The 21,130-nt window shown below is 27.4% G+C and carries 25 protein-coding genes; 24 read left to right on the top strand and 1 reads right to left on the bottom strand.

From position 1 onward, the window contains the following. Positions 1–3 precede the first annotated feature (3 nt). From NPA07_RS03360 to NPA07_RS03310, 11 genes are all read left to right on the top strand, one after another. Entirely contained in the window at positions 4–1,986 is a 1,983-nt protein-coding gene (locus tag NPA07_RS03360; protein WP_126118506.1) for a type IV secretory system conjugative DNA transfer family protein, read from the top strand. Between the two features lie 347 nt (positions 1,987–2,333). Beyond that, positions 2,334–2,723, top strand: coding sequence for a hypothetical protein (locus NPA07_RS03355; RefSeq protein WP_235659560.1), 390 nt, complete (start codon positions 2,334–2,336; stop codon positions 2,721–2,723). Continuing rightward, positions 2,714–4,660, top strand: a complete 1,947-nt coding sequence (locus NPA07_RS03350) for a type IA DNA topoisomerase (protein WP_126118507.1) — start codon at positions 2,714–2,716, stop codon at positions 4,658–4,660. Before NPA07_RS03355 ends, NPA07_RS03350 begins: the two co-directional genes overlap by 10 nt. Before the next feature lie 8 nt (positions 4,661–4,668). Then, the gene (locus tag NPA07_RS03345; protein ID WP_218017469.1) at positions 4,669–5,073 is read left to right on the top strand and encodes a hypothetical protein; all 405 of its coding nucleotides are present in this window, start codon (positions 4,669–4,671) and stop codon (positions 5,071–5,073) included. A gap of 221 nt (positions 5,074–5,294) precedes the next feature. After that, positions 5,295–5,906: a hypothetical protein gene (locus NPA07_RS03340; RefSeq protein ID WP_126118509.1), complete on the top strand. Its 612-nt coding sequence runs from the start codon at positions 5,295–5,297 to the stop codon at positions 5,904–5,906. A 10-nt stretch (positions 5,907–5,916) separates the two neighbouring features. Then, entirely contained in the window at positions 5,917–6,291 is a 375-nt protein-coding gene (locus tag NPA07_RS03335; protein ID WP_126118510.1) for a hypothetical protein, read from the top strand. A gap of 13 nt (positions 6,292–6,304) precedes the next feature. Further along, on the top strand, positions 6,305–6,502 hold the full coding sequence (locus tag NPA07_RS03330; protein WP_126118511.1) for a hypothetical protein: 198 nt from the start codon (positions 6,305–6,307) through the stop codon (positions 6,500–6,502). Between the two features lie 7 nt (positions 6,503–6,509). After that, on the top strand, positions 6,510–6,977 hold the full coding sequence (locus NPA07_RS03325) for a hypothetical protein (protein ID WP_126118512.1): 468 nt from the start codon (positions 6,510–6,512) through the stop codon (positions 6,975–6,977). Further along, positions 6,961–7,659, top strand: coding sequence for a LemA family protein (locus NPA07_RS03320; protein ID WP_126118513.1), 699 nt, complete (start codon positions 6,961–6,963; stop codon positions 7,657–7,659). Before NPA07_RS03325 ends, NPA07_RS03320 begins: the two co-directional genes overlap by 17 nt. A 26-nt stretch (positions 7,660–7,685) precedes the next feature. Then, entirely contained in the window at positions 7,686–8,522 is an 837-nt protein-coding gene (locus tag NPA07_RS03315) for a hypothetical protein (protein WP_126118514.1), read from the top strand. 5 nt (positions 8,523–8,527) lie between these two features. After that, positions 8,528–9,460 carry a hypothetical protein gene (locus NPA07_RS03310; protein ID WP_126118515.1) on the top strand — a complete coding sequence of 311 codons (933 nt, stop codon included), beginning with the start codon at positions 8,528–8,530 and terminating at the stop codon, positions 9,458–9,460. 268 nt (positions 9,461–9,728) lie between these two features. Here the strand turns inward: NPA07_RS03310 and NPA07_RS03305 are convergent, their stop codons facing one another. Beyond that, complete coding sequence (locus tag NPA07_RS03305) at positions 9,729–10,094, bottom strand: hypothetical protein (RefSeq protein WP_256553109.1); 366 nt, start codon at positions 10,092–10,094, stop codon at positions 9,729–9,731. Positions 10,095–10,969: 875 nt separating this feature from the next. Here NPA07_RS03305 and NPA07_RS03300 point away from each other — a divergent pair. The 13 genes from NPA07_RS03300 (at position 10,970) to NPA07_RS03240 (ending at position 21,128) form a co-directional block, all read left to right on the top strand. After that, positions 10,970–11,257 (top strand): hypothetical protein, encoded by a 288-nt coding sequence (locus NPA07_RS03300; protein WP_256553108.1) that lies wholly within the window; start codon positions 10,970–10,972, stop codon positions 11,255–11,257. A gap of 32 nt (positions 11,258–11,289) precedes the next feature. Then, on the top strand, positions 11,290–11,718 hold the full coding sequence (locus NPA07_RS03295; protein WP_126118518.1) for a hypothetical protein: 429 nt from the start codon (positions 11,290–11,292) through the stop codon (positions 11,716–11,718). Next, positions 11,702–11,968, top strand: coding sequence for a hypothetical protein (locus NPA07_RS03290; protein WP_126118519.1), 267 nt, complete (start codon positions 11,702–11,704; stop codon positions 11,966–11,968). Before NPA07_RS03295 ends, NPA07_RS03290 begins: the two co-directional genes overlap by 17 nt. Before the next feature lie 178 nt (positions 11,969–12,146). Further along, positions 12,147–12,377, top strand: coding sequence for a hypothetical protein (locus tag NPA07_RS03285; RefSeq protein ID WP_126118520.1), 231 nt, complete (start codon positions 12,147–12,149; stop codon positions 12,375–12,377). 95 nt (positions 12,378–12,472) lie between these two features. Continuing rightward, the gene (locus NPA07_RS03280; protein ID WP_126118521.1) at positions 12,473–12,940 is read left to right on the top strand and encodes a hypothetical protein; all 468 of its coding nucleotides are present in this window, start codon (positions 12,473–12,475) and stop codon (positions 12,938–12,940) included. A 140-nt stretch (positions 12,941–13,080) separates the two neighbouring features. Further along, positions 13,081–14,559 (top strand): MAG3960 family lipoprotein, encoded by a 1,479-nt coding sequence (locus NPA07_RS03275; RefSeq protein ID WP_126118522.1) that lies wholly within the window; start codon positions 13,081–13,083, stop codon positions 14,557–14,559. Positions 14,560–14,563: 4 nt separating this feature from the next. Then, complete coding sequence (locus NPA07_RS03270; RefSeq protein WP_126118523.1) at positions 14,564–14,770, top strand: hypothetical protein; 207 nt, start codon at positions 14,564–14,566, stop codon at positions 14,768–14,770. A gap of 173 nt (positions 14,771–14,943) precedes the next feature. Beyond that, positions 14,944–15,216, top strand: coding sequence for a hypothetical protein (locus tag NPA07_RS03265; RefSeq protein ID WP_126118524.1), 273 nt, complete (start codon positions 14,944–14,946; stop codon positions 15,214–15,216). A gap of 14 nt (positions 15,217–15,230) precedes the next feature. Beyond that, positions 15,231–15,968 carry an Mbov_0392 family ICE element protein gene (locus NPA07_RS03260; protein WP_126118525.1) on the top strand — a complete coding sequence of 246 codons (738 nt, stop codon included), beginning with the start codon at positions 15,231–15,233 and terminating at the stop codon, positions 15,966–15,968. A gap of 18 nt (positions 15,969–15,986) precedes the next feature. Then, positions 15,987–16,706, top strand: a complete 720-nt coding sequence (locus tag NPA07_RS03255; RefSeq protein WP_126118526.1) for an Mbov_0392 family ICE element protein — start codon at positions 15,987–15,989, stop codon at positions 16,704–16,706. A gap of 9 nt (positions 16,707–16,715) precedes the next feature. Beyond that, complete coding sequence (locus tag NPA07_RS03250; protein WP_174705412.1) at positions 16,716–19,058, top strand: hypothetical protein; 2,343 nt, start codon at positions 16,716–16,718, stop codon at positions 19,056–19,058. 18 nt (positions 19,059–19,076) lie between these two features. Further along, entirely contained in the window at positions 19,077–19,415 is a 339-nt protein-coding gene (locus NPA07_RS03245; RefSeq protein ID WP_126118527.1) for an Mbov_0395 family pilin-like conjugal transfer protein, read from the top strand. A 36-nt stretch (positions 19,416–19,451) separates the two neighbouring features. Then, entirely contained in the window at positions 19,452–21,128 is a 1,677-nt protein-coding gene (locus NPA07_RS03240; protein ID WP_126118528.1) for an Mbov_0396 family ICE element transmembrane protein, read from the top strand. Positions 21,129–21,130 lie beyond the last annotated feature (2 nt).

Below are 21,130 nucleotides of genomic sequence, written 5' to 3'. Positions count from 1 at the left end.
ATTATGAAATTTTTTAAGGAAAATAGAGATAAGGTATCAACCATAATATTAGCCATATTGTGCTTTATTCTTGTTCCAATATTGCTTTTCTTTCTTCTAGGTGCTATTGGTTCAATAACTTTGTCAAAGGATACACAATTAATAGGGAATTGATTCTCTAAACAAAGAAGTTTTATTAATGATGTTATGACATTTTATAATACATCATCAAAAATTAGACTTTATGTGATATTAACAATGATTTTAGGACCTGTTGCTTTATTTGTGTTTTTTAGATGGAAGATTATTTGAAGTTGAATATGAAGTTTTAAAAATAAGGATGAACTTAATTGAACATATAATCAATTTGATAATGACAAATCAGGCACATTTAAGGAATTTAAGAAACAATTTAGTAATGATGAACCAAATTTTATTTTTGGTTATTTAGGGCCAAAAAAAGGTTATGTTGTTAATAAGACCGATTCTCACGCAATAGTATTAGGAATTGCGGGCAGTGGTAAGACTGAAAAAATTTTGATACCTAACATTATTCGCAATGCTCAACTACCAGAAGAAAAGCGACCTTGCTTTGTTGTAACCGATCCAAAAGGGGACATTCTTCAAAGAACAGGAGAAGTTTTAAAAGAAAATGGTTACATAATTAAACTTTTTGATTTAGATGACCCTGATAATTCTGTTAAATGAAATCCACTTAAAAGAGTATGAGATATCTTTCACTCTAAACCTGTTGAAGAGTTAACTGAACAAGATTATAGTGATGGCTATGGGGAAATTAGTGAGTTAGTTAACTCTCTTAAATGACCTGCTAATGGAGATAAAGATATTTGAGTGCCACAAGCCAAAAACCTAATCATTTTAATTCTTAAATTTTTAATTTTATATTCACTAGAGAACAAAAATTTTGAATTGAAATACTTCAACTTTTCAAATATTAACAAGTTTTTAAATGTTGAAACTTTTAAAAAAGGCAAGTGAATTGAAATAACAGGTAAAAATAAAAACAAAAATGTTTATTGAAATAAATTGGCAAGCGGAATTAGTTCTTTCATTAATATTGCACCAGAAACCTTAACAAGTTTTTTAACTAATGCTGTTAAGGTGATGAGTGATTTTAGTAATAACTTAATTGTTGAGCGAATTACAAGTAGTGATAATTTTGAACTACGTGAAATTATTAGTAGTGAGAAACCATATGCAATTTTCATTAAGTTCCCTGACCATAAGGATAATATTCAATTCTTAATACCTATATTAATTAGTCAAGTTTATAAAACTGCATTAGACTATGTTAATTCATTGCCTAGCAAGAAACTTAATAGACCACTTAACTTTTTATTTGAAGAGTTTAACTCAATTGGTATCTTACAGCCGTTAGGTAACTGAATGTCTATTTCACGGAGTAGAAGAATTTTCTTCTTGCTAGTTCTGCAAGACTACGAGCAATTAGCAAAATACAATAGTGGTCAAAAAGAAGATGTTGTTATTAAATCACAAGCAAGATTAACTTACTTCTTGGAAACTAATAATGAAAACACATTAGAAAGTTTTTCAAAGATGCTAGGAGATAAAGAAACAACAAAAGAAAGCAAAAGTGTTAATGAAAAAAGTGAATCTGTAACAACATCAACACAAAAGGAAAGATTAATGTCTGTTGGAGAAATTAAATATAAAGACCCATCTATGATGATTGTTCTTTCCGGTGGTACTAAACCAATTGCTATTAAACCTATACCCGCTTGACAATATTTAAAACACCTAAAAACATATAACCACCAAGAGCAAAAATTAGAATTAGATAATTCCACTTCTTGAAATTTTCAAAGTATGAAAATAATTACTTTTGGAGAAAAAGAAAAAGTTGAGAATGTTGAAGAAGCACAAATTGAAACACTTGATATTGTTGATAAAGAATTAGCAAAATACAAAATTGTAAGTAAAAACATTGTATGTATTCACAAAAATCCAAAGGAGAAAAATGAATAAGAAAGTCATAGTATGAGCCTTATATGATGATGGTAATATGTGCTATTATCAATCATTAAAGGATAATGAAAATTTAGAAGTTTATCCTGTTGGCATTAATGATATTAAGGATATAGAAAATTACAAGAGAATCGATTTGTCATTAAATAATTTGAATTTACTTAAAGAATTAAAGAGTCAATTGCCTAAACCAAATATCATTCTCGCATCCCCCCCCCTGTGAGAGTTGAAGTCGTGCAGATTGCTCACTAGCAATTTGAGATGACATTAATAATGAATATTGAAGAGTTCATAATTTCCAATATTACAAAGATAAGCAAACAACAAAAAATAAGAGAAGAAATTTTATGAAAAAAGAAATTAATAGAGTTATTGGAGAAAGTACAGCGGGTGCTACAAAGTTAATTATTGACTATTTTAAACCTGATGTGTGAGTAATTGAAAATCCATACCAATCTCATATTTGAAAGTTTCTTATTAATCATCACGGTTTAGATGGGATTTTAAACAGCACTTATTATTCAAACTATGACCAAAGTTATTCGCTAAAACCGACAAAATTCTTTTCTAATATAACCCTTAATTTATTAAGGAACTCATCCATAAGGGGTAATAGTAAGTATTACACATATGGTAATTACAATCAAAGGTCAAATATACCTACAAAATTAATTTTAGATATTGTTAATTCATCAACTAATTTTATAAATAGTCAAAAGGAGCAAATATGCCATTAAGTCAAGCAATGAAAGATATGATTGGCTATTACAAAGAAAAGGAGAAAAGTATGAAGAAATCATTGATTTTAATCGAAGGCTCTGGTAAGGTCAAAACTACTAAATCCTTACTAGGTAACAATTATGATGTTAAAGCCACAATGGGGCACTTTACTAATTTAGCAGATGATGGAGTTGATGGCATTGGTTTTGATGAAAATTTTAACCCTATCTTTGTATATAGTGAAGACGGTAAAAAGCATTGACATAATGCCATTAAAGACATAGATAACTATGAAAACATCTATATTGCTAGCGACCCAGATCGAGAAGGCGAAGCCATTGGATGACATATTTATCAACACTTGCCAAGAAGTGTCAAAAATAGGGCTAAACGCATATCTTATAATGAAATTACAAAGAGTGCAATCACTAATGCAATTAATAATCCAAGAGATATTGACACTAATTTAGTTTATGCTCAATTTGTTAGACAACTCTACGATAAGGACTTTGGTTACAAGTCATCAAGGGTAGCATCAAAAATTTCTAATGCTACTTCAATTGGTAGGGTTCAAAGTGTAGTTGTTAAAATGCTTAATGATAGAGATAATGAAATTAAAAATTCAGTTCCAATTTACAAAAATATCATTAAGTCATCCGTTGTTGATAATGAAAGAAATGAACTTGCATTAAGTCATATAAATAATTTAAACGACAAGGAAAAGGTTTACTTTGAATTATATGATAAGAGCAAAATTGCTATTTATAACAACGAGTTTAAAGATGATTATCGTAGGGTTAAATGTTTAGCAATCAATAATTTAGCACAAAGAACTATTAAACCTGATAAGCCTTATATAACAAGTAAGTTGCTTATGGATGCTAACAAGAAATTCAAATTTAGTCCATCAAAGACAACTAGTATTTTGCAATATCTTTATGAGCAAGGTTATATCACTTATCCAAGAACAGATAGTATGACTATTAATGACAATTTTAAGAATGAGTTAAAGGATTATACAATTAGTAATTTTGGTTTAGGTAAGACCAGAAACGAGTTAGTTAAGTATCAAAATAAAGAATCGGCACAAGCAGGACACGAGTGTTTAAGAATTGCTCACTTGGAAAGAAATCTTAATTCTAATGAATATCTAATGCTTAATGATGAACAAAAGAAAATTTATAAATTAATTTGAGATAGAACATTAATTCAATTTTTAAATGATGCAATTAAGCAAGATACAGAATACTTATTTATTAATGAGTTAAGTGGCTATTACTATTTAGGAAAAACTAGTCGCTATGTAAATAAAGGCTTCAAGGAATATTTAGAAAAGTGTGGAGATATTAATTCAAGCGAAGAAAGTTTATTGACCTTTAATTTTGAAGTTAATAAAACCTATAACTTATCTAAATTAGGCATTGAAGAATACTTAACTAATCCACAACCAGCTTTATATAAGGAAAGTGATATCCTAGACATTTTAGAAAAGAAAGAAATAGGTCGGCCAAGTACTTATTCATCATATTCAAAGATTGTTTTAGACCGCAAATATGCCACACTAAATAGTAAAAATCAATTAGAGTTAAGTCAAAGCGGTAAAGAATTATCAAAATTAATTGATTTACATTTTAGTAACTATATTAATTATGACTTTACTAAAAACTTTGAAAAGCAACTTGATTTAGTTGCTACTAATAAAACTAATTGAAAGGAATTATTTAAGAAATTAAATTTTGATATTGACAGGTTAGTTAACAGCCTTAAAGAAAAATATAGTGATAAGTTTAAGAAAGAAGAAACATTAAGTCCAAATCATTATTGTTCTAAATGTAATGAAGCAAGAATGATTAAAGTAACAAGCAATGGCAAGACATATGTTAAATGTAAAAATTCAATATTTGATCCAAAGACTAAAAGTTGAAGTGGTTGCAATATTGAGTGAATAAATTAAGGAGAAATATGAGTGATAATGGTAAAAAATTTGACATTGATTGAAGTCAATTTGATATTCATCAAACATTCGAAATTAGTGAAGGAATTCAAAAAGGCTTAGATATTAGTTATTATGCCAAACCAGAATTTAGTTATTATAAGATGCGAGAAATAAGATATGGACTTGAAGATGGCTTAGATGTAAGTATATATGCTAAAAAAGAATTTGACAATAACCAAATGTTCCAAATTCGCAAAGGACTTGAAAGTGGACTTGATGTATCAAAATATGCCAACAGTGAATTAAGTTCTAAAGAAATGGAACAAATTAGAGTTGATTTAGAAAATATAGATACAAGTGAGCATTCTATTCAAAATCAAAATATAGATGATGAGATTGAAACTATTTTCCAAAGAATGAAAGTAATGTAGAAAGGTTTTATATGAATAAAAAATGTTCAAATTGTTTAAGTGATTTACGCAATAAGAATGAATATAGTATATATCGCTTCGGTAATTATCAATGTTGTACTCGTTATTGTTTAGATGAGATAACTTGAGTGAAGCCAAAGGCAAAATATGTAATACATAATAAATTTGCAAATGTGCTAAAAGGCCTATCAAAAAAGGCTTAATAATTTAGAAAGATTTTTATGTCAAATATCAATAATCAATTAAAAAGTGAATTAAAAAAATTAGGTTATAAATCAAGTCAATTTAACCGATTTCAATTATTACTAATTAATAGTGGTCTTGTATTGAATTTAGATATTTCCACCTATGCCAATCCGGAATTTAGTTGGCAGCAAATGGAACAAATCATTTTTGGTCTTTTGAAAAACTTAGATGTTTCTAAATATGCCGACCCTAAATTTAATGCAGAGCAAATGGAACAAATCCGCTATGGTTTAAAAGGCGGAGTTGATATTAACATTTATGCTGACCCTAAGTTCAGTGCCGATCAAATGGGAAATATGAGAAATCAATTAATGAGTGCAAAACTTGAAGAGCAAGGCATTAATTTAAAAGATTTGGATAATGCTCAACAGGTAGTTGTTTATTATGGTTTTATTAAGGGTTTAGATGTTTCCGTCTATGCTAAGCTTGAATATAGTGAAAAACAAATGTGGGAGATTGAACAAGGACTAGAAAAAGGTTTAGATGTATCAAAATATGCCAAACCTGAATATGATTGAAAGCAGATGAAAAATATAAGAAAAAAAATGCTTGCAGAAATTACTAAAAAGCCTATAAAACAAGTTTAAAGGAGAAAATATGGATAAGTTAGAAAAAATAAATAAAAAATTAATTAAGTTAGGTATGAACATTAATGATTTCTATGATAGTTTACAAATTAGAGAAATTAAGCAAGGTCTAAAAGATAAGTTGGACATTTCATACTTTTCAAATCCTAAATTTAGTTGGGAACAAATGCAAGAGATTAGAAAAGGTTTAAAAAGTAAACTTGATGTTTCCATTTATTCTAATCCTTTATTTAATAGTTCTCAAATGAGATCAATTAGATTAGGGCTAGAAGACAAATTGGATGTTTCTATTTATGCAAAAGAAGATTTATCTTATGAAGAAATGGAAGAGGTAAGAAAAAATCTTTTAATAAATAGCATCGAACAATATAGACCACAGGAATAGGGGTGTGTCAACTATGAAAGATAAAAATACAATCAAAGACAAGAAAGGTAAATTAAAAATGATTAAAACTATATTCTTATGATTATTAAGTATTGCACTTATTATAACTGCTATTGCAGCAATTATATTAACTTATACAGTGGTTAAGCCACAAGATTCTTTTAGTGTTGGTGTAAGTGATTTATTAGCAAAAGTATTTAGAACAAAGTAGGTGGATTATGAGTTTAATTAACTGAAGAGAAACAAGATATAGATATTCATTACACGCAGAAGAAGGCGTTGTATATGAAAATGATTTGCAAGGAGAATTAGTGCATTGTCCACAATGCGCAAGTGATGAAATTGGTAGTTCATTTGTTTATACAAAAGAAACAATATATAACGACTATTCTTTTGGTTGAAATTATAAAAATGAATTCTATATAGAATACTTTATCTTCTCAAACGAAAGATTATCAAAAGACGAAATTTATGATAGGTTGATAGGAATAAATAAAAGAGTTATTAAACAATGTCCATTAAATGTTTGTTTTGATTATTCATCAAAAAAGAAATCACGCAATATTTGTGTTTATGGCTTATTTATACCATCTAAAAATAAATTGCAAATTAAAGTTGTTGATAAACCTTTTAATGGTTATGAAAAGTGAAAGAAGAAGTTAATAAATTATGGCCAATTTATATAGCAAAGATAACACAATTCAAATAGAGAACAATGTTCATAATCCACAAACAATTACTAGAGAAATTAAGGTAAAAGTTAATACTTTTGGAAAGATAATTTGGTACTTATCATTTATCTTTATTATTCCTTTTTTTCTTCATATTAAGTGAGTTAACTATTTTAAAACTAAACAAATGCAAATAAGTAATAATGCATCACTAATTGATATTCAATTAACTAAACGGGCAAAGACAATTATTAAATTGGTTGATGCACTTAGTTCACATATGAAGTTTGAAAAGGATGTTATGAGCCAAATTGCTCAATATCGCTCAAACATTGAGAAGATTAAATCATTGTCAAAAGACACTTCTCATAATACTTCAAGTGATGCAATGGAAACAAGAATTGAGATTGAAGAGCAAAGTGCTCCATTATTAACTAGATTTATGGCTCAATTTGAAGCATACCCTGAACTTAAAAGTGTTGAACTAATTAAAGATTTGAATAATCAAATTGTAGAGTGTGAAAACAATATTGCATCTGCTAGAAGACTATACAATGCTAATGCTTCAAAATTTAATGAAGAAATACTCTCATATCCTATGAGCGTTGTTGCTTCAAGTATGAAATTAAATACTATCTTATTATTTAGTGCAAATAGTAATGATAGAGAAGATGTTAATTTAAAGAGTAAAATTTAATAAACAAGACTTAAAGGAGTTTTATTATGGACAAGTTATTAAATAAATTAAAACAATTAAAGGTTAATGTTAAAGATCTAAATGATATGCAATTAGAAGAAATCAAGGCAGGTTTTGAATTAGGAGAAGATATCTCATTATATGCACATCCTAAATTTAACATTTGACAAATTAAACAAATAAGGGACGGTATAAAAGACAACCTTGATGTTACTAAATATGCGGATGCTAAATATGATTGTAATCAAATGAAGCAAATCAAATATTGTTTAAAAAACAATGTTGATATTTCACTATTTAAAGAACCTGTTTTTGATTGAAAGCAAATGCGAGAAATCATTTATGGATTGCAATATAGTAAGGTTGATGTTAGCATTTATGCATTACCTGATTTAAGTTGACTTAAAATGAGACAAGTTAGATTGGGGCTAGAAGATGGGATTAATATTATGAAATACCACGAGCAAGGTTTTAATTCAGGTCAAATGTCTATAATAAGACAAGGTTTGGTTCAAAAAGTGGATGTTTCAAAATATGCTTTACATCAATACGATAATTTTCAAATGGACCAAATTAGAGCAGGATTAAGAAAGAAAATAGACATATCTCATTATGCAGATCCAAAATATGACTTTACGCAAATGATGGCTATTAGACAAGGCATAAGATCTGGAATTGATTGAGAATCATATGCCGACCCTAAAATTAATGGTAGAGTAATGTGAGATAAATTATGTGCAATGTGTAAAGAAAAATATGAAAAACTTGATGAAGAAAAGAAAAGATTGAGAGAACAACAAGAAAAAGAAGAATCAATCGCTTCTTCAATTGAATTTAAATCTTCTAGTTCTCAAAAACAATAGTTTTTATGAATGATAGTAAATTAGAAACTAGTATATGTGCAGAGTACATTAATGATATTAATAATTTAATTAATGATTATTTTACAGACTCTGTTAAGTTGAGTAACTTATTAAATTTTATTATCAAGTTTAAGAATAAATTTTCTTTTAATAACCTTATTTTAATTTATAACCAGAAACCAGAAGCAACTCTTGTTAAGCCTAAAAGTGCTTGAGAAAATATTGATAATGTAAAGATTAAAGATGGAGAAAAACCAATTAAAATATTTGTACCTTGTGAAATAAGCAGTGCATCGTTAGAAGCGGATATTGAATTAAAAACTTATAGATATTTCCAATTATGAGATGTATATGATATTTCTCAAACAACATTAAGTAAAAGTGAATATCCTAATTATTTCATAGATAACTTTGTTAAAGATAACAACAATAAACAAAGAAATAATAAGGTTTTAAACGTTTTTAATGCTTTAAAATCATCAATTGAAACCAGACATAAGGATACCCTTAAAATCCACCAAAGCAATAAATTAAACGATGTTCAAGGATTTACCAATCTTAAAGATATTTTTCTAAATGATCAACTAGATATAATTTCAAAAATTAATGTCCTAGCACACGAATATATACATTACATATTAAAACACGATTATTCAAAATTAAGCGACCCAAGTTGTGAATTATTAGCAGAATTAGGCTCTTATGTAATCTGCAAAACTTTTGGAATAGAAACAAAATTAGTTAATTTTGGTTTTTTAGGCAATTGAATTATGAATACATCAACAATAGATAAAAAGAAACTCATTACTGATGTTAGTGAAGTTTCAAAGGAAGTGGTAAGTGTGGTCGAAAATTTTTTGCTAGCAAATTTATTGGAACAAAAGGATCAAATTGACGCAGAAAATTTAACAAAAACAAATAGCACAATGTCTTATTAAGGAGAAGTGTGAAAATACATAATTTTTATGTGTGTCATAATTGTTCCAAAAATCTAATTACACTTAATGAGTTTAATATTAATCAAATATGAGATTCATTTATTAATTGTAGTCAGTGTCCTAATAAAGTATTTATTGATGAAGAAATTGGCATTTAGTTATGGCTAATATGTGGTTTATTTGGTTAATTGAAATTATTATTGAAATCTTTTGCTTTTGAAAACGAAATAGAGATGAATAAAAATAGTCCTTATGGACTATGCAGATTTTAAGTGGCATTTTTAACTATGTGTTTAAAAATTGGTCAAATTAATTGCCCTACAACAATTGTATAACCGAAAATTATAAATGATGTATTAAGAAACATTGCTATTAAATCGTGGTAATTTTTATTGGCAATTTTGTCTAGTTTAATAAGATTATTTTCAATAGATGAAACAATTGATATAAAGGCAATTCAAACAATTAAATCAATACCAGAGTTAATAAGAAAATATTTTAAAGTTTTTTCATATTCTTCTGTATTAACTTTATATTTACCATCATTCTCATGTTTATTTTTGAGAATAAGCATAAATATACCAATTAAAAAGTAAGCAAATATTGCTATAAGTTGAAGTGATGTTCAACGCAAGAAAGAAAGAGTTATTATGATTAAACCTCCAAAATTTTTAATTAATGTAAAATGACTTGTTTTATTACTAATTCATCTTACTTCAATAATTATAAGTGTTATTTCTTGTTATTTATTTAAGCAACACCTTTACCAAATTATATTATTATCATTTTCATTAATTTTGATACTATTTTTGCCCTTACAAACTATTTTATATTTTAAATGTTCAAAATTTATTTATATTAGTATTAAATCAATGGAAGATAGAAAGAAGATTAAAAGAAATGATTAACAACAAATAACTATAAAAAATGGTTAGAAAAAATAATATTGAATATGAAGAAATTACCAAAACACCTGTTTTATAGGTATTAATAAAGGTAGTTTATAGTTTTGTTATTTGTTATATCTCACCTTTTTTATAACAAAAAATTTATAAAGTGGAAAAAGAAATTTAATTATCGGTAGTGAATATGCACCTATGCTTATTTTAGATTCTAAAATAATTAATATTTCCTTTTAACATTTAATTTAGATAGATCTTCAATATCATTAATTTTGTTTTCTTGATCCATAATACAGATCAAAAGACCAAACCAGATAAATATACTAACAAAAGAATAAGCAATAGAACTTATTAAATTTCTTTTATTCTATTGTATTCATAAATATTCATTATATCTGTTGTGCAATGTTTAAAAAATTATTATGTCTTTTTAAGAAATAAAAAGTTAAAAATAATTGAAAAATACAAAACAATAATGACCAAATTGAATTCTTCAAAAATAATAATGTTATTTGCATACTTAAATTATAAATAGAAATGGATAAAAAATGAAACATAAAAAAGTGAAAGAGTAATTAGAATATCAATTTACAATTTTTGATTTTTAATGTTGTTAATTTGTAAATTGGTTGCATCAATAATATTATTATTACTTGCATTTTTGAAAATCATTGAATTAAGTGTATTTATTACAATTGTTTCACTACTTCTATATAGCAAAGGGGAAACTATATTATTAATAAATTCTAGTTCCATTAGATTAAAAATCAATATTTCAAATGATGATCAAAGATTAAAGATTAAAAAGAAATGATTAACAACAAATAACTATAAAAAATGGTTAGAAAAAAATAATATTGAATATGAAGAAATTACTAAAACACCTGTTTTATAGGTATTAATAATAAATTTCTTTAAGGAAAAAGTATGAAAGAATTAAATACACAATTATTAAAATTTAAAGAAAATTCACTTATTTTTAATGAAAAACAATTAAAAGAAATTCAACTTGGTTTAGAAAAAGGAGTAGATGTTTCCATCTATGCCAAGCCTGAATTTGATTGAGAACAAATGAATCAAATTACAATAGGGCTTATGCAAGATTTGGACGTTTCAAAATACGCAGATGTTAAATATAGTGGTGCTCAAATGTGTCAAATCCGTTTAGGTCTTTTATCTGGTTTGGACGTTTCCAAATATGCTGATCCAAAATTATCTAGTAAGGAAATGAAAGAAATAAATAGAAAATTGTTTTGATTATCAATTAAGGATAAGAAATATAGAACTCTATTTCGTAGGTGTATTAGGCAAAAACTTTCTCCAAAAAAGAAAGGTAACTATGAGATGATTAAGTAAATTAAAAGAAATTGTGTTTAAAGATAAAGTGCTTTATATACCTTTTATTGTTGTTGTAATTTTAACAATCATATCTTCATTTTTAATATTGCTTAATAAACAAATATTTACATTTATTACTATTGGTCTTGTTATATTGATTATCTTATATGGAATTATGATGATAAATGACATATTATTACTTCGCAAACGCAAGAGAGTTAAAAAAGAAGAGCAAGAAGAAAGTGAAGTGATTGATGATGCTGAATAAAATTTATTACATTTGTGTAAGATGTAAGTCATTAGTTTCTAGCAAAGAATTAAAGACTTGAAATAAACTTGCTTGTTGTCCTGATTGTTTTGATGATGTTTGTGTTTGAACACAAGAATATAGTTTAATTGAAAATGATTAAAACACTTGTTTTATAGGTGTTTTAGAAAGAAATATTATGAAGAAATTTAAAAAAATATTTAATATAAGTCAACACCCTTTTATTGTGTGTTTAATACTTGGGTTACTTATTTTGATAGTAATTGGAATGATGGCTTGTGATATCTATATTGGAAATAAACCAATATTTAGATATGTTGCAATTGGTTCTATAATATGTATATTCCTTTTCTTGCTTTGATTATTAATTGATGTATTTACTTATAAATATGACAAAGATAAAAAATAAAAATAACTTGAGTGAAGCCAAAGGCAAAATATGTAATACATAATAAATTTGTAAATGTGCTAAAAAGCCTATAAAACAGGCTTAAAGGAGATAATATGAATAAAATGCTTAATTTATTTTATAAAAACAAGTCAATATTTGATGAATATAGAGTAAACATAAATAAATACAATAAACAACAATTATCGCAAATATATAAAGGCTTACTCTTAAAATTGCCTGTTGAACATTTTCATTGACCATATTATGATTGAAAGCAAATGAGAGAAATAAGATATGGATTACAAAATGGAATTGAATTACCTTGGTATGGAGATTCTATGTTTAGTTGACAACAAATGCGAGAATTAAGACTGGGCATCGAAAAAAACTTAGATGCTTCTCTATATTGCGATTGAAATTTCAATGTAGAGCAAATGCGACAAGTTAGATTAGGGCTAGAACAAAATATCGATGTTTCTAAATACGCAAAGAAAGAATTTAATTGAAAAAAGATGGAAGAAATTAGAAAAAAGTTGGTTGCTGATAAAAATATTTGAGCATCCACAATTTGCACTAATTAAAAACAAAAAATAAAAGAAAGTCAAAGAAGACAAAAATAATCAAAACTTATGTGAAAATGTTACCATATAATTTTTACTTTGTAAAAATTTAAACATATATTTATGATATAATAATATTACAAGATTTGCAAGGGGTAATTATGAATAAAAGAATAAAAAAAATTATTAGTTTAGGAGCAATTACTCCTTTATGCTTAACTCCTTTAACTCTTCAAAGTTGTTACTTTTCTAAATTGTTTGGGCCTGCAATTCCTAATAAGAAAAATCCATCTAATGTTGATGAAAGCACTAATCCTAATGTCAATAACAACCCTGATAGGGGATATACTAAACCTACTGAAAACCCATTTGAATACAATGGCATTAAGTACAATATTGCTAATGAAGACACTTATGATTTAAACACTATAAACTATGCTGATGATTTGCTAAAGAATGATGCAAAAGTTTTCAAAAGTTGAATACCTAAAAAGAAAGATTATGAACTTGAAGACCTTTGGAGTGCTTTTTTTCCAACAATAGCAAGGATATCAAATTATATTAGAGCATTAGACCCTTATCATACAACTATGATGAGCCACTCAAAGGATAATAAAGAAGTTATTAATTGAGTTGAATATCATACTATGGTTACAAAGATATTGGATATTCTAAAAGCAAGTGAATTAAATGATTTGTTTAAGAATGGAGAAACTTTTATTGGTAAATTTTTTAATGCACAAGCTGACGATTGATATGAAATGAATAAGAAAGATGCTCTCTTTGTTTTCGGCGAAGTTGTAAAGGAATATAGAGATGGTAGAAAAGAGTTTAAAGGTTTTTCTCCATTAGATAGTGAGAATAGAAACAAATCTGCTGGTGTTACATATGCAACTCTTTATTGAAAACTTGAACGTACATTAAATATTAAAAGTCGTTTTGATAAAAATGAATTATTCTTGTGAAGAGAATTTTATGGCAAGAAACTTGATCCTAAAAAACACTTATTAGATATGTGCTTTATTGACTGAAACATTTCAAATAATACTTCATCATTTGGGATGCAAATAGTTCAATGAAATATGTTAATTAAATATTTAGAATTCTGCAAGAAAGTTAGTGAAAGTGTTCTTCCAAATAATACCACCGGTATTAGTGATGAAAGTAAGTCGCTTAAAGATAATATTGATAGTAGTGGTTTGCAATCAATAGTAGAAGATTTAGAAAAAGCATTATTAGATTATCTAAAACTTGAACAAATTTTAGGCTTTTGTGCGGAACCTAAAAGAGAACAAATTGACTTGCAAATGTTTCCAGGTGGAAGCGAATATAAAGGGGAATTTAATGGAAACCCTATTACCACTGACTTTAGAGATACTTATCGATGAGCACATTATCAATATCATAAAGTAATTGCTCCAATGTGAACTATGATTGACAATCATAGAGTGATGAAATCACATTTAGAAAAGAATTTTGTAGAATCATATAAAGATAAATATGAAATGATTTGAGCAAACATTAAACACGTTGATAACATTGAAAAGCCATATGTTATTAGTGAAGAAGAAGCAATTGCTAAATGAAACCTTATAACCAAAGAATTCAAGGATAAATTCAATTGAAAATGAAAGGAGTAAATTAATGATATCAATTGATAATAATAGGGCATTTTTAAAATATGACCCTAATAAGTTAAAAGAAGAAGAAATTGAATATTTAAGAGAAGAGATTGTAAAAACTGAAGAATCTCAACCTTTCCATTTTGCAGTCTTGGATGATACTTCTCCTATTGTGCAGGAAGAATTAGAAAATTTTATTGAACAATGTAATAGTGAAGACATTGAGTAGATAAAATAACTTTATAAAACCCAAATTCATTGTCGTAGTTTTGAACAAAGTGCAAGACTATATTAAAAAACAATATAAATACTTTTATAACAAAAAGTAGTGAAACTTATATAAATATAGGTTCATTATTTTTTGTTATTTTTTTATTCAAAATTTGATTAAAGGAGAAAACTATGATTGTATCTGGTTTTATTGTTTGTATTCTATTCTTACTAATTATTTTTATCTCATCAATGGTAACAATATTTAGAGATTATAAAGATTGTTTTAGTAAAGATAAAAGAGATAGAAGTAAGTTTAGATCACTCTATCCTGGATGAAAAATTGCTTTAATTATAGCCGTTGTTTCAGGTTTGGGATTATTAATGATTTCATCATTACTTATTCATAGTTTTACAAGCCAGGAAGCCTTTAATGAAGTTTTTGGAACAAATACAACAATCTAAATTAAGGAGAAAATATGAAAATATTTAAAGACGAAAAATTAATAAAAGAAAAATTAGAATACTACAAAAGTAAAGTGGATTTAAAAACACTTGAAAAAATCGCTAATCTTAGTGCTAATAATAAAATTAGAGAAAATTATGTTAATAAGGTAACCAATATCTTCAAATACCTTGATGATTTGGGCAATAATAAGGGGGACTTTGATAGATCAAAAATTGAAATTGATTTAACTAATGTTGCTATTGATGTTATTGAATTGACCTATATAGGCGTTATTGAACATCTTCCAACTATAAAACCAGAAGACATTGATGGCATTGAAACATTTGTAACTAACTTGCCCAAACTTGGTAATTATAAAGAAGATGATAAGGCGTTGAAGAAAATTCTATCTTCAATGGAAGCAATAGATGTTATGAATGATGCCGGTATTTATGAAAAAGGATATTTTTATGAAGTAGTTGATGAAGACTTAAAGGAAAATGGATTACAAAGCCAATTTAAATATATTTTAACTGATATTATGACGAAACCTTTCAACACTGAGTATATTCAAGTTAACGATATTCATAATGAAATTAAGGAAATGAAACCAAAAGAATTTATTAATTTCTTTAATGATTATGACTTGTATGATTTCTTTAGTCAAAATGAAAAATTAGATATGAAACAAGTTGGAAATGAAGAAGATGAAGAAGAATCATTAGTTTCATCTGTTGAATTTAGTGAAACATCATCACAAAGGATGTAAAGAAAGGATAGATAATTTATGAAAATATTTAAAGATGAAAAATTAATAAAAAACATACTAAAGTACAACAAAAGTAATTTTGATATTTCAACACTTGAGTCAATTGCTAATTCAATTGATGATAAAGGTGTAAAAGAAAATTACATTAATAAAATTGAAAGCATTTTCAAAAGTGCTAAAGAAGCAGATGAAATTAGTTTACATTACCACTTTTTAACATTAGGAGAAAAAGAAAAAATTACTAGTGCATATTCAAAAGTTATTGAACAATTGCCAACAATTAAACCTGAAAACATAAATCCTGTTGAAACATTTACAACAAATTTTATTTCATTACTTGATCACACAAAAGATGAACAAGCACTAGAAAAAATATTAAACACAATTGAAAACGTAGGCGAAAAAATATTTGAACACAATATGATTGTTCCTTACGATGAATTGTGTGATTCTGTTGAAGAAGATGTGATGGAAAATGGTCTATTCAATAGTAATTATAGTCGTGGGCTAATTAGTGATGTTGTTAATAAATCAATTGACACTACATATGTTGAAATGAATGGAAATGAGAACGGAATTGAAGAATTATTTCCAAGGAAGTTTATTGGAATTCTTAATTATACATTGAGTGATTTTACACTAAACGAACTATATGAATTTGAACCTTATAGTGAAAATGAAGAAGAATCATTAGTTTCATCTGTTGAATTTAGTGAAACATCATCACAAAGGATGTAATAGTAATTAATGTATAACAACAGATATAACAATTACAATAATTACAACAATAAGTACAAGTGAAATCAAGGTCAGCAACAAAAAATAGTTAGGAAGCCACTCTATTCGAAAGAACAATTCATAGTAATTGGAGATGGTCTTAAAAAAAGTTTAGATCCTAGATATTATGCTAACCCTAAATTTGATGTTGAACAAATGAAACAAATTCAATGGGGTCTTGAGAATAACCTAGATGTTTCTAAATATGCCGATCCTAAATTTTATGCAGAGCAAATGGAAGAAATTCGTTTAGGACTTGTGAGAAATTTGGATGTTTCCATTTATGCCGATCCTAAATTTGATGTATGACAAATGAAACAAATCCGTTTAGGACTTAAAAGTGGTGTTGACGTATCAATATATGCAGACCCTAAATACACTGCCGATGATATGAGAGCAATTCAATGAGAACTTGACGATAATGAAGTTAACATAGCGCCATATGTTAAAGAATTTGACTTTTTATGTCTTATACAAATTGCAAAAGGATTGAAATGAAATCTTGATGTTTCTAAATATGCATTACAACAATACGACAACTCTCAAATGCAGGAAATTAGAAACAAAATGCTTAAAGAACAAGATGTTCAAATCATAGAAAAGATTAAACAACTAAATATTGACTTATCTAAATTTGATAACCATCGAATAGAGATGATTAAACTTGGTGTTGCACAAAATTTGGATGTAACTATCTACGCTAAGGAAGAATTTAATTGAGATCAAATGAACCAAATTAGAAGTGGTTTAAGAAACAAGTTAGATGTTTCTAAATATGCAGATCCTAAATTTAAAGGCGACCAAATGCGGGAAATTAAAACTGGGCTTCGGCTAGGCTTAAATGTGGATATTTACGCAAGACCTGAATTTGATTTTTTACAAATGATGTTCATTAGAGATGGTATAGAACAAAAGATTTCTGTTGCATACTACGCAAGACCTGAATTTGATGGATATAAAATGTTTTTAATTAAACAAGGACTTATAAGTGGTTTAGATGTATCTCATTATGCAGATCCTAAATTTAGTGCAAAACAAATGGAACAAATACTTTTAGGGTTAGAAAATGGACTTGACGTTTCTATTTATTCTAAGGTTGAATTTGATGCCGACCAAATGCGCGAAATTCGTTTAGGTCAACAAAACAAGTTAGATGTTTCTAAATATGCCGATCCAAAATTTGATGTTGAACAAATGCATCAAATTAGATTTGGTTTGGAGAGTTTGTTAGATGCTTCCATCTATGCCAAAGTTGAAATTAGTGCAGAAGAAATGAAGATTTATAGAACTAAATTACAGGATGGCAAAGATGATGAAGTCATTAATGAAATCAATAAAAGATTTGGACCATCTATCAATGACACCAAAACAGAATCAAGTTATGATGATGACAACGATGTAAATTATGACACACTTGATGAAAAAGAATATTTAAAAGAAAAGACTTTAAAAGAAGTTAATAAGGAGAAAAATAAAATGAAAAAAGAAGAATTAATAACAACTGAAGCAACAGATAAAAATGCAAAACCTTTTAATAAGGAAGAATTTATTTCTAAATTAGAAACAAATTTTAAGGAAAATCAAAGAACATATTTTATAGGTAATAAGTGAAATGAGAAACTATATTGAAGACACAATGAAGAAACTGCCAAAAGATATAAGGAAAAAGGTTGAAAATATGAACCGATTGAAGACATTTTAAAAAGTAAAGGCACTAAACAAAAACTAGCATTGCGCAATAGTGATATTGTAAATAGTGAAACAGGAGAAGTAAAAAAAGTTAAACATTATTGACTTAATATCAAAAATGGAGAACTTGATAGCATTCAATTATTCTTTGACAAAGATGGCAAATTAGCCCGTGCTGAGAATTGAAAAATGGGTAAGCCAATGGCAATGAGCCGTGATGAATGAAACGTTGTTGGTAAAATGCTACAAAGAAATTCTGTTTATATAGACCAATTAATGGGTATTACATATGGTAAGAAGAATCAAGAGAATACATTTGACTTTAAATCTAATATGGAAAGTCCATTAGAAGATCTCAAAACATTTCAAAAACACCAAGAATATATTGAAGCAAAGATTTCTCAAAAAGCAGAAGATACTAAACCTAATTTAACAGAACAACCAGAAGCTGAATTACCAATAAGTGAAGAAGTTCAAATTGAACAACCAACCATAGAACGAGAACAAAGTAAATTTGGTTTTATGTTTGGAGATGAAGATGATGATGATGATGATGATGAAATTGAAGATGAATCATTAGTTTCATCAATTGAATTTAGTGAATCATCATCACAAAAGATGTAAGAAAAGGATAGATAATTTATGAACTTAAAAATTACACCTTGATATGAGCAAACTTCGGTAGATCCAAATGTTGGAGCCGAAAACTTAGGGAAAAACCTAAAAGATCTTGTTGATGCAGTTCAAAAATATATAAATATTGGTTTAGGGACACTTATGGGTCTTGTTGGTTTAGCAATAATCATTATTGGTGGAATAACTCTATTTAAAGCAAGCACAAGTGAAAGCGAAGAAGTAAGACAAGCAAATTTAAGAAAAATAAAATGGCTCTTTTTCTTTGTTTTAGGTATAGCGATATTATGGGGTGTTTCAAGTCTTATTATTAGAATTGTTACCGGGAGTATATCCACAACCAAATAAGTAATAAATAAATTTAATATTTATAAAGGTAAAAATATGGCGTGATTAATGAACAAAATTTGTTATGGTGTTTTTCTAATGGGATGATATCCATTTGTTGTTTTACCACTCATAGCAATAATTTTAATCATTCAAATTTATTCATTAATAGCAATGAAATTGCCACAATATTTAATTTTTGGCATTGGTTTTAATGAATCATTCAATCAGGCAGAGATGCCTGTATTGTTTTTAAGATTAGCAATAATAAGTATTGTTGTTTTTGCTGTTTTATTGGCTATTAGTGGTATACGGTTACACTTTCATAGAGATGGAGAACCCAACCCAGTAAAAGTTGCTTTTAAATATTCATTTATAGCGACTTTATGACTTGTCGGCTTACCAATATTGATTTATTTGTTTAGTGTTTTTATAAATATCCTATTAGTTTTGATAGTAGGAGAAGATGGATCAGAAATATCCAATAATATTTTTGAAGCATTGTGGCAAAAGAAATGAAATATTTCAAAAAGTGAATGAATGAGTTTTACTAAACCTGGACCTGAAAGGTACAAAATTTCCTTTGGAGCCTACTACAATACAGAGTGGGGTTTTGGACCAATTGTTATTGTCCTAGGTTTTGCGCTAGCTGCCGGAACTCTTTATCCACTTATTATGGGTCTTATTTCATTAATGGAAAAGATCTTTCAACAATTCTTTTTATTCATAATTGCTCCTTTTGTAGCTGCTAGTGCTATTAGTGATGATGGTGCAAAAATGAGAACTTGACAACAATTATATATGCGGAAGAGTTTTGTAATTATTTCACTTCTTGTTTCAATTCAAGTTTTTTCTGCTTTCATACAAAGATCTATTGAATGAGTAGATAAATTGCCTGATGTTCACTTTGCAATGAAAATTATATTGATGATTGTAATTTTAGGTGGTGGTGCTATGGCAGCAACTACAACATCATCAATAGTTGGAGAGTTTCTTGGAGAAGCAGTATCTGCAAAAGACACCTTAAATGAAACAAAAAGAGTAATTGGTGGAGCAATTGCTCTTGGTGGTGGTGCTGTTGCAGCCGCGAAATTTGCACATAAAGCAGTAAAAGGTGCATCAAGTGCTGCAAAAATAACTGGTGGATTCATTAAAAATGGCAAACTTGGCGCAAGGCAAGCAAAAGATAAGATCAACTTAAATAAAGCAAAAAAAGCAGGTTTAATTTCAAAAGAAGACTATAAATCACAAAAGAATCTATTGAAAGAAAACCATCTACAAGAAAAAGAAAACAAGAAACAAGAGAAAGAATTACGCAAAAATGAAGGCTGATCAAAAACAAGTGATGCTAAATTAGCAAAAAAATCAAATAAATTAAATAAGAAAATTAATAATAAAAACCTTACAGATGACCAAATTAGAGAATTAACAGCAAGAAGAGATAAAATGAACGGCGTATTAGATGCTAGACTAGGTAGAAATAGTGAGAAGAAACTAAAAGGTTCTGTGTCTGAAAACCACAACACTAATGTCAATGTTTTAAGGGGGCAAGGTAGTTTTGCTGCTACGCCTGATGGTAAAGTTGGCTTAAGTGATAGAAATAGAGATGCAGATGATACATTAAAGAGTTCATTAGATGCTTCTATTAAAAAAGGCGGTCAAATTAAAGGTGAATCACTAGGCGAAAGTTGAAAGAAAATATGAGATCCAAAAGCAAGAAAGGGAAAGAAATAGAT

This window comes from Mycoplasmopsis caviae, from assembly GCF_024498215.1.
Classification (GTDB): Bacteria; Bacillota_I; Bacilli_A; order Mycoplasmatales; family Metamycoplasmataceae; genus Mycoplasmopsis; species Mycoplasmopsis caviae.
Note: the sequence above shows the minus strand (reverse complement) of the source record. Positions and strands in the feature narration are given on the sequence as shown.